General features: G+C 70.1%; 1 protein-coding gene. It reads left to right on the top strand.

The features are described from left to right. Positions 1-214: alpha-amylase family glycosyl hydrolase (locus IO33_RS45520; RefSeq protein WP_037687687.1), on the top strand; the 214-nt coding region annotated here is incomplete at both ends.

Below are 214 nucleotides of genomic sequence, written 5' to 3' on the forward strand. Positions count from 1 at the left end.
AGACCCGCGGATGCGCGCCAACATCGGCATCCGCCGCCGCCTGGCGCCCCTGCTCGACAACGACCGCAACCAGATCGAGCTGTTCACCGCGCTCCTGCTCTCGCTGCCCGGCTCACCGATCCTGTACTACGGCGACGAGATCGGCATGGGCGACAACATCTGGCTCGGCGACCGCGACGCCGTGCGCACCCCGATGCAGTGGACCCCCGACCGC

It is taken from the genome of Streptomyces durhamensis (genome assembly GCF_000725475.1).
Taxonomy (GTDB): domain Bacteria; phylum Actinomycetota; class Actinomycetes; order Streptomycetales; family Streptomycetaceae; genus Streptomyces; species Streptomyces filipinensis.